This window comes from Methylobacterium tarhaniae, from assembly GCF_001043955.1.
Taxonomy (GTDB): domain Bacteria; phylum Pseudomonadota; class Alphaproteobacteria; order Rhizobiales; family Beijerinckiaceae; genus Methylobacterium; species Methylobacterium tarhaniae.
This window is the reverse complement of sequence record NZ_LABZ01000296.1, coordinates 1-694: the sequence shown is the minus strand read 5'-3', so window position 1 is coordinate 694 and position 694 is coordinate 1. Positions and strand designations below refer to the sequence as shown.

The 694-nt window shown below is 72.2% G+C and carries 2 pseudogenes; both read right to left on the bottom strand.

Features of this window, described 5'->3' with window-relative positions:
* Positions 1 to 268 (bottom strand): annotated as a pseudogene (locus VQ03_RS34850) (aliphatic sulfonate ABC transporter substrate-binding protein); the annotation flags it as partial.
* A 31-nt stretch (positions 269 to 299) separates the two neighbouring features.
* Positions 300 to 584, bottom strand: a pseudogene (locus VQ03_RS35365) (ABC transporter substrate-binding protein); the annotation flags it as partial.
* Positions 585 to 694 lie beyond the last annotated feature (110 nt).

Below are 694 nucleotides of genomic sequence, written 5' to 3'. Positions count from 1 at the left end.
CGATCGCGGCGGAGAGCGCCCCCGGCAGGCCCATGGCCTGCGCCCAGATCGTGCCGGCCTCGGCGGGATGGGCCTGGGCCCAGCGATTGTCGGCGAGGTTCGTCGCGAACAGCACCTGCAGCAGGTCGCGCCGCCCGGCCACGAAGTCCCGGCTCGCCATCAGGGTCACGGCGTTCTCCGAGCCGATCCCGGCGCCGTCGGTGAGGATGCGCGCGCCGTAAGTCGCGAGCGCGATGGGTAACGAAGGGGTCCCAGGTCGCCCAGGCATCGACGTGCCCTCGCGCGAAGCTCGCCCCGCTGTCGGCGGGGGCGAGGTAGGCCCGCTTGACCGTCGCCGGATCGATTCCGTTGTGGGACAACGCCCGCATCAGCAGGTACTCGCCCGTGCCGCCGCGATTGACCGCGACGGTCTTGCCCGCGAGGTCGGCCAGCGTCCGGATCGGCGAATCCTGTCGCCCCAGGATCGCCTCCGCACCGGCAGCGATGCGCTGATAGGCGTAGATGACCAGCGGCACGCCCCCCGACATCCCGGTCACCGACGCGGTCGAGGATCCGGCCGTCACGTCGATCGCCCCGGCATTCATCGCTTCGAGGGCGGGTGCAGCCGCCGCGTAGGGGCCGATCCACTGCACGCTCGCGCCCTTTCCGGCGAGAGCCGCCTCGATCGTGCCGCGCGCCTTGCCGGTGGTGATGT